4 protein-coding genes and 1 pseudogene are annotated in these 7,283 nt (G+C 70.3%); all 5 read left to right on the forward strand.

The window, feature by feature from the left end; all coding sequences use genetic code 11:
* Positions 1-379 (forward strand): annotated as a pseudogene (locus H5T77_RS25155) (signal recognition particle-docking protein FtsY); the annotation flags it as partial.
* A 189-nt stretch (positions 380-568) separates the two neighbouring features.
* Positions 569-1,774 (forward strand): ROK family transcriptional regulator, encoded by a 1,206-nt coding sequence (locus H5T77_RS25160; protein ID WP_292653350.1) that lies wholly within the window; start codon positions 569-571, stop codon positions 1,772-1,774.
* Positions 1,775-1,929: 155 nt separating this feature from the next.
* Positions 1,930-4,062 carry a PQQ-dependent sugar dehydrogenase gene (locus H5T77_RS25165; protein WP_292653351.1) on the forward strand — a complete coding sequence of 711 codons (2,133 nt, stop codon included), beginning with the start codon at positions 1,930-1,932 and terminating at the stop codon, positions 4,060-4,062.
* Between the two features lie 232 nt (positions 4,063-4,294).
* Positions 4,295-5,575 (forward strand): ROK family protein, encoded by a 1,281-nt coding sequence (locus H5T77_RS25170; RefSeq protein ID WP_292653352.1) that lies wholly within the window; start codon positions 4,295-4,297, stop codon positions 5,573-5,575.
* Positions 5,572-7,131 carry a sugar ABC transporter ATP-binding protein gene (locus H5T77_RS25175; RefSeq protein WP_292653353.1) on the forward strand — a complete coding sequence of 520 codons (1,560 nt, stop codon included), beginning with the start codon at positions 5,572-5,574 and terminating at the stop codon, positions 7,129-7,131. The genes H5T77_RS25170 and H5T77_RS25175 overlap by 4 nt, the downstream gene beginning before the upstream one ends.
* The last annotated feature ends 152 nt before the right edge of the window (positions 7,132-7,283 follow it).

A 7,283-nucleotide genomic window follows, 5' to 3' on the forward strand; every position in this document is an offset into this window, starting at 1 on the left:
CGTCAAGGAGGGCCTCGACACCGGCGTCGACACCGTCATCGTCGACACCGCCGGACGGCTGCAGAACAAGGCCGGCCTGATGGACGAGCTCGGCAAGGTCAAGCGAGTCATCGAGAAGCAGACCCCGGTCACCGAGGTCCTGCTCGTCCTCGACGCGACCACCGGCCAGAACGGCCTCATTCAGGCTCGCGTCTTCAGCGAGGCCGTCGCTGTCACCGGCATCGTCCTGACCAAGCTGGACGGCTCCGCCAAGGGCGGCATCGTCGTCGCCGTCCAGCGCGAGCTCGGTGTTCCGGTCAAGCTCGTCGGCCTCGGTGAGGGCCCCGACGACCTGACCCCCTTCACCCCTGAGGCCTTCGTCGACGCGCTCCTGGGCTAGTGGTCATCGCCTCAATCTCGCCCCTGGTCCGCCGCCATGGCACGCACTGGGCGGCGTTGCCCCTGCTCGAAAGACGCCCGGTATGACTTCGCAGGGGCGCCTTGCCCAGTACGCACCCTGACAACGGACCGGGGACGACCTATCGGCTCAGACCACTAACTCCCCGTGCCACATGGCAGGATCGCCGGTATGCGCCACTCACTCGCCGGTCGGGCCGAGACCTCCATGCAGGCACGGCTGCTCGCTCAGCTCCGTGACGAGGGCCCCCTCTCACGGGTGCAGCTCGCCGACCGGCTGAACGTCTCCCGCACCACGATCGCGGCCGAGGTCGCCCGGCTCACCGAGCTGGGCATGGCCCACGAGGTCGGCCCGGCGGCCTCCCGGGGCGGGCGGCGCTCGACGCTGGTCGACCTGGCGCCGGACATCCGGTTCGTCGGCATCTCGATCGGCGCCACGAGCATGTCCGTCGGCCTCACCGACGGCCGGCTGTCGGTGATCGAGATTCGCACCAGGGCGTGCGACATCCGCAGCGGTCCGGAGAAGGTGCTGGCGACCGCGCTCGACGAGGTCCGTGCGCTGCTGAACGACCACGGCGTCGCCGAGCCGATGGGCGCGGGCGTCGGCGTACCCGGCCCAGTCGACTTCCACCGCGGCGTCTCGGTGTCGCCGCCGATCATGCCAGGCTGGGACGGCTACCCGGTGCGGGACGCGGTCGCGCGGGAGCTGGGCTGTCCGGTCGTGCTCGACAACGACGTGAACGTGCTCGCGGCGGGGGAGCAGCACGCCGGTGTCGCCCGGACCGCCCGTGACTTCCTCTACGTCAAGATCGGCACCGGCATCGGCTGCGGGATCGTCGTCGACGGAGAGCTCTACCGCGGTGTCGACGGCTGTGCCGGCGACATCGGCCACATCCGGGTCGAGGACTTCGGGCCCACCTGCGCCTGCGGCAACACCGGCTGCCTGGAGGCGTTCTCCGGGGGAGCGGCGCTGGCTCGCGAGGCGCTCGCCGCGGCCCGTTCCGGCCGCTCCCCGGTGCTGGCCGAGCTGCTCGCGGAGAAGGGCGAGCTGAGCGCGGAGGACATCGCCGTCGCGGTGGCTCGCGGCGACGCCCATGCTGTCCAGCTCATCCGCGAGAGCGGTCACCGCATCGGCCAGGTGCTCGCCAGCCTGGTGTCGTTCTTCAATCCCGGGCTCATCGTCATCGGCGGCCGGGTCAGCAAGCTGGGCCACGGTCTGCTCGCCGAGATCCGCAGCGTGACCTACCGGCGCTCGCTGCCGCTGGCGACCGGCAACCTCCCGATCGTGCTCAGCGAGCTGGGCGACGAGGGCGGCGTCATCGGCGCCGCTCATCTGATCAGCGCCTCCGTCTACGCGCCCAGCAGCGGAGAGGCGTAACCCCACCTCGTGCCGCTTCGAGGGCAAAGTCATCGTCTCATCTTTCGAAAACATCTTGCGAAAGTAAGAAACTGACTTGACGTGACTGGCGTCACATCGCTACGTTCGCCAGCGATCTCGCTCCCTTCCACGACAGCGAGAGAAGGAGATGGACCGTGCGCAGATTCACCCTCTGGAGCGTCGCCACCACCGTGGTCTCCGGCCTCCTGGTTCTCCCCCTCACGACGTCCGCGGACGCCGCCCCCACGGGCGCCCCGCCGCCGGACACCGACTTCGAGAAGGTGACCCTCAACGACCGTCCCGGTGAGCCGATGGACCTAGCGGTCCTGCCCGACGGGGACGTCCTCCACACCACCCGGGCCGGGAAGGTGTGGCTCAACGACGCCGAGACAGGTGTCAACAGCGTCGCAGCCGAGTTCGACGTCTATCAGCATGACGAGGAGGGGCTGCAGAGCATCGCTCTGGACCCCGGGTACAACGGCCGCACGAACAAGTGGGTCTACGTCTACTATTCGCCCCCGATGAACACCCCTGTCGACGATCCGGCCACGCCGGATGTCAACGAGGGTGACGCCCCGGAGTTCGGCACCCCCGCCGACTTCGAGCCGTTCAAGGGTGCGATCCGGCTCTCGCGCTACCAGTTCTCCCGCGGGAAGATCGACCTCTCCACCGAGCAGCAGGTCATCGACGTACCGGTGGACCGAGGACGCTGCTGCCATGTCGGCGGCGACATCGTCTTCGACTCCGCGGGCAACCTCATCCTCGCCACCGGCGACGACACCGACCCGTTCCAGTCCGACGGGTACGCCCCGCTCGACGACCGCGAGGGCCGCAGCCCGGCCTTCGATGCGCGGCGTACGTCGGCCAACACCGACGACCTGCGCGGCAAGCTCCTGCGGATCAAGCCGAAGGCCGGCGGCGGTTACACCGTCCCCGCGGGGAACCTGTTCGCGCCGGGCACCGACAAGACCCGTCCGGAGATCTACGCGATGGGCCTTCGCAACCCGTTCCGGATCGAGATCGACCCGCAGACCGACCGGATCTACGTCGCCGACTACTCGCCCGACGCCGGCTCGGCGAACCCCGACCGTGGTCCGGCGGGCCAGGGCAAGTGGACGGTCGTCACCGAGCCGGCCAACTACGGCTGGCCGCTGTGCGCGACCGCGGAGATGCCCTACCGCGACTACGACTTCGCGACCGGCACCTCGGGCCCCGCGTTCGACTGCGACGCGCCTGTCAACGACTCGCGGCACAACACCGGCCTCGCGCAGCTCCCGCCGGTGACACAGCCGACCGTCTGGTACACCTATGGCCAGTCCGAGGAGTTCCCCGAGCTCGGCACCCAGGGCGGTATCGGACCGATGGCGGGACCTGCGTACGACTTCAAGAAGTCCGTGGCGTCCGGGCCCCAGTCGGGCGCGTGGCCGCAGTACTACGACGGCGTCCCCCTGCTCGCCGAGTGGACCCGCGACTACATCAAGGGCATGCGTCTGGATGCCAACGGTGAGTTGACCGGCATCGAGTCCGTGCTCTCCTCCTTCGCCACGGACAACGTGATGGACCTGGAGTTCGGCAAGGACGGCTCGCTCTACATGCTCGAGTACGGCGACGGGTACTTCAGCGAGAACGAGGAGGCTCAGGTCTCCCGGATCGACTACATCGCACGAAGTGGCAACCACACTCCGAAGCCGGTGATCACTGCCGACAAGACGGCAGGCGACGGGCCGTTGACCGTTGCGTTCGACAGCGCCGGCACCGCCGACGCGGACGGAGACCAGCTGACCTATCGGTGGGACTTCGACGGTGATGGCACCTTCGACGCGACCGGCGAGACCGCGACGCACACGTATCAGGAGCCTGGCGTCTACCGGGCTACCCTGACCGTCACGGACAAGGGTGGCATCGGGCGTGGCAAGCACGCCTCGGCGGACGTCGACGTGATCGTCGGCAACGAGGTTCCGGTGGTCACCCTGACCACCAGCCCCGCGCCCGGCGAGGCGTTCCACTTCGGTGACACCGTGCAGTTCCAGGTCGAGGTGTCCGACGACCAGGCGGTCGACTGCGACCGGGTCTCGGTGACGTACGTCCTGGGGCACGACGACCACGGTCACCCGCAGTCCACGGCGAACGGGTGCAGCGGCTCGATCACGACAACCGTTCCTGGTGGCCACGACCCCGAGCAGGATGAACTGAACGCCGTCTTCGTGGCTGAGTACACCGACCCGGGTGAGGGAGACATCCCGGCGCTCACCGGAAGCGACGAGGTGGTGATCGCTCCCAGCGAGTGACCCTCGGTTCGATCTGGATGGGCACCCGGCCGATCACGGTCGGGTGCCCCCTTTTCCCGTACTTTGTCCAACAACTTTTCAAAGTACGACACAAACTTTGCAGAAACCGCCGTGAAGGGGTTGTAGAACGTGTCGGCGGTCACTAGTTTGTCTCCCGGGCGCCGAGTTCTGTGACTGCCATCACAGGATGGTTTCGGTGAACGCCCCATCATGACCGCGGACAGGAGGCCACATGCGCGACGCAGACATCACCGTGCGGGTCTCCGCGACCGCCGACCCGGCGGCCGTCCGGTCCGCGCGCCTCGGTCTGCTGCTCAGGTCCCTGCGCGACGGTGGGCCGCGTTCGCGCGGCCGCCTGGCCGAGGAGACCGGGCTGACCCGCTCGGTCGCGACCGGGCTGGTCGCCGAGCTCGCCGAGCTCGGGCTGGTCTCCTGCGAGGGCGCCGGCCAACGTGGTGCCGGCCGTCCTGGTGTCCAGGTCCGGCTCGTCGGTGGCGCAGTGTGCGGGGTGGGCGCGGAGATCAACGTCGACCACCTCGCCGTCCTCGCCGTCGACCTGTCCGGATCCGTCATCGCCGAGGCCCGCCGCGGCATCGACGGCCGCAACCTTCCCCCGGAGATCGTCCTGGACGAGGTCGCCGACCTGGTCGCCGACGCGCTCGCCGAGGCACGGACCGCCGGCGCGACCGTCACCGGCATCACCGTCGGAGTTGCCGGTCTCGTCGACGCCACCACGGAGCTCGTCACGCTCGCCCCCAACCTCGGCTGGCGCGACATCGACGTCGCCGCGGAGGTACGCCGCAGGCTGGCCGCCACGACTGGACCGGTGGGGCCGGTACCGCCGGTGCCTCAGGTGCGGGTGGCCAACGAGGCCACCCTCGCCGCCACCGCCGAGCTCGAGCCCGGCGATGCCGACCGTGCCGACATGGTCGTGCTCTACGGCGAGGTCGGGCTGGGCGGCGCGGTCGTCAGCGCCGGCCGGGTGATCCGCGGCCGCCACGGCTGGGCCGGGGAGATCGGCCATCTCCGCGTCGACCCCCGCGGTCGCCTCTGCGGCTGCGGCCGCACCGGCTGCTGGGAGACCGCGGTCGGCCTGCGGGCGCTGCTCGACGCGGCGACCGACCCCGACGATCCGGTCCGCGACCCCGCGCTGACCCTGGAGGAGCGGCTCGCCACCCTGGTCGATCGCGCCCGTCTCGCCGACGGCCGCACCCTGGCCGCGCTGGACGAGGTCGGTGCCTGGCTCGGCGCCGGCGCCGCCGTCCTGGTCAACACGCTCAACCCTGGCACCGTCGTGCTCAGTGGCTACTTCGCCGTGCTCGGCGAGTGGCTGCTCCCGGCGCTCGAGACCCGGCTCGCCGCCGACGTGCTCGCGCCGCGCACCGGTGGCACCAAGGTCGCGATCTCTGCCTTCGGTCCGACCGCAGCAGTACGCGGCGGCGCCCTGGTCTCCCTCGAACCGCTGCTCTCCGATCCCACCGCTCTCGCCGAACTGCACGGAGGAACCCGATGACCTTGACCCCTGAGCCGTCGCCGGACGGCCCCGCCGCCCGGGCAGGCGGGGGTGACGTACTGCTCCAGATGACCGGGATCGTGAAGCGGTTCCCGGGCGTGCTCGCTCTCGGCGGCGTCGACCTCGACGTCCGCGCGGGTGAGGTGCACTGCCTGCTCGGGCAGAACGGTGCCGGCAAGTCGACCCTGATCAAGGTGCTCTCCGCGTCGTACCAGCCCGACGAGGGGGAGATCCGCTGGGAGGGCGAGCCCGTCCGGCTGACCACGCCGGTCGCCGCCATGAAGCGGGGCATCTCGACCATCTACCAGGAGCTCGACCTGGTCCCGGGGCTCACGGTCACCGAGAACGTCTTCCTGGGTCACGAGCTCGCCACCGCCGGATTCAGCCGTCGTGCCGAGGCCACCCAGCGCGTGCGCGCGATCTTGGCCCGGCTCGGCCACAGCGAGGTCGACCCGAACAAGCTGGTCGGTGACCTCTCCCCGGCAGGGCAGCAGATCGTCAGCATGGCGCGCGCGCTGTCCCACGACACCCGGCTGCTCATCCTCGACGAGCCGTCCGCGGTCCTCGACCAGGAGGAGGTCGACAACCTCTTCCGGGTGGTCCGCGGCCTCACCGCGGAGGGCGTCGCGATCATCTACATCTCCCACCGCCTGGATGAGATCCGGCAGATCGGCGACCGGATCACGGTCCTCAAGGACGGCCGCACCGTGGCCACCGGACTCTCGGTCGCGGAGACCCCGACCTCGGAGCTGATCACACTGATGACCGGCCGCGAGATCGAGTACGTCTTCCCCGACCGCCCCACGACGCCACCCGGTCGGGACGCCACGCCGGTGCTCGAGGCCAGCGGCCTCTCCGGTGACCGCTTCCACGACGTCGACCTGCGCGTCCACGCCGGCGAGATCGTCGGTCTGGCCGGTCTGGTCGGCTCCGGCCGCTCGGAGATCCTGGAGACCATCTACGGCGCCCGCCGCCCGACCACGGGCACGGTCACCGTCAACGGTCGCCCGCTGCGTCGCGGCTCGGTCCGTGCCGCGGTCGCCGCCGGGGTCGGCCTGGCTCCCGAGGAGCGCAAGAGCCAAGGGCTGCTGCTCGACCAGGCGGTCTACCGCAACGTGACGGTCTCGTCCCTGGGCCGGTTCTCCAAGGCCAGCTTCCTGGACAGCGCCGCCGAGCGTCGCGCCGCCGAGGAGCTCACCCGCTCGCTCGACGTACGTCCTGCCGGGGTGGACCGGCCGGTCCGCAACCTGTCTGGCGGCAACCAGCAGAAGGTCGTGCTCGCCAGGTGGCTGCTGCGCGACTGCAAGGTGCTGCTCCTCGACGAGCCCACCCGGGGCGTCGACGTCGGGGCACGCAGCGAGATCTACAGCCTCGTCCGCCGCCTGGCCGACGAAGGTGTCGCCGTGGTCGTGGTGTCCAGCGAGGTGGAGGAGGTGCTCGGTCTCGCTGATCGGGTCCTCGTCATCAGCGAGGGCTCCGTCGTCCACGAGGGACCCGCCACCGAGATCGATGAGTCGAAGGTCCTGGACCTCGTGATGGAAGGAGAGGTCGCATGAGCGACACCCCCACGGATGCCGCCACCCTGGCTGACACGGCCCGGGTCGAGAAGGAGGCGGCCCGCCGGGCCGAGCCCGGTGGTCTCGGCCAGCTGCTGCGCAGCGGCATGGGCCACAACCTCGGTCTGGTCCTGGCGCTGGGCCTGCTGGCC

Origin of the sequence: Nocardioides sp. (assembly GCF_014360585.1) — a bacterium.
Lineage (GTDB): Bacteria > Actinomycetota > Actinomycetes > Propionibacteriales > Nocardioidaceae > Nocardioides.

What these genes read in the sequence shown, in the direction of transcription:
- H5T77_RS25160 (WP_292653350.1), top strand. Translation starts at nt 569, where the DNA reads ATGCGCCACTCACTCGCCGGTCGGGCCGAGACCTCCATGCAGGCACGG.
- H5T77_RS25170 (WP_292653352.1), top strand. Translation starts at nt 4,295, where the DNA reads ATGCGCGACGCAGACATCACCGTGCGGGTCTCCGCGACCGCCGACCCG.
- H5T77_RS25175 (WP_292653353.1), top strand. Translation starts at nt 5,572, where the DNA reads ATGACCTTGACCCCTGAGCCGTCGCCGGACGGCCCCGCCGCCCGGGCA.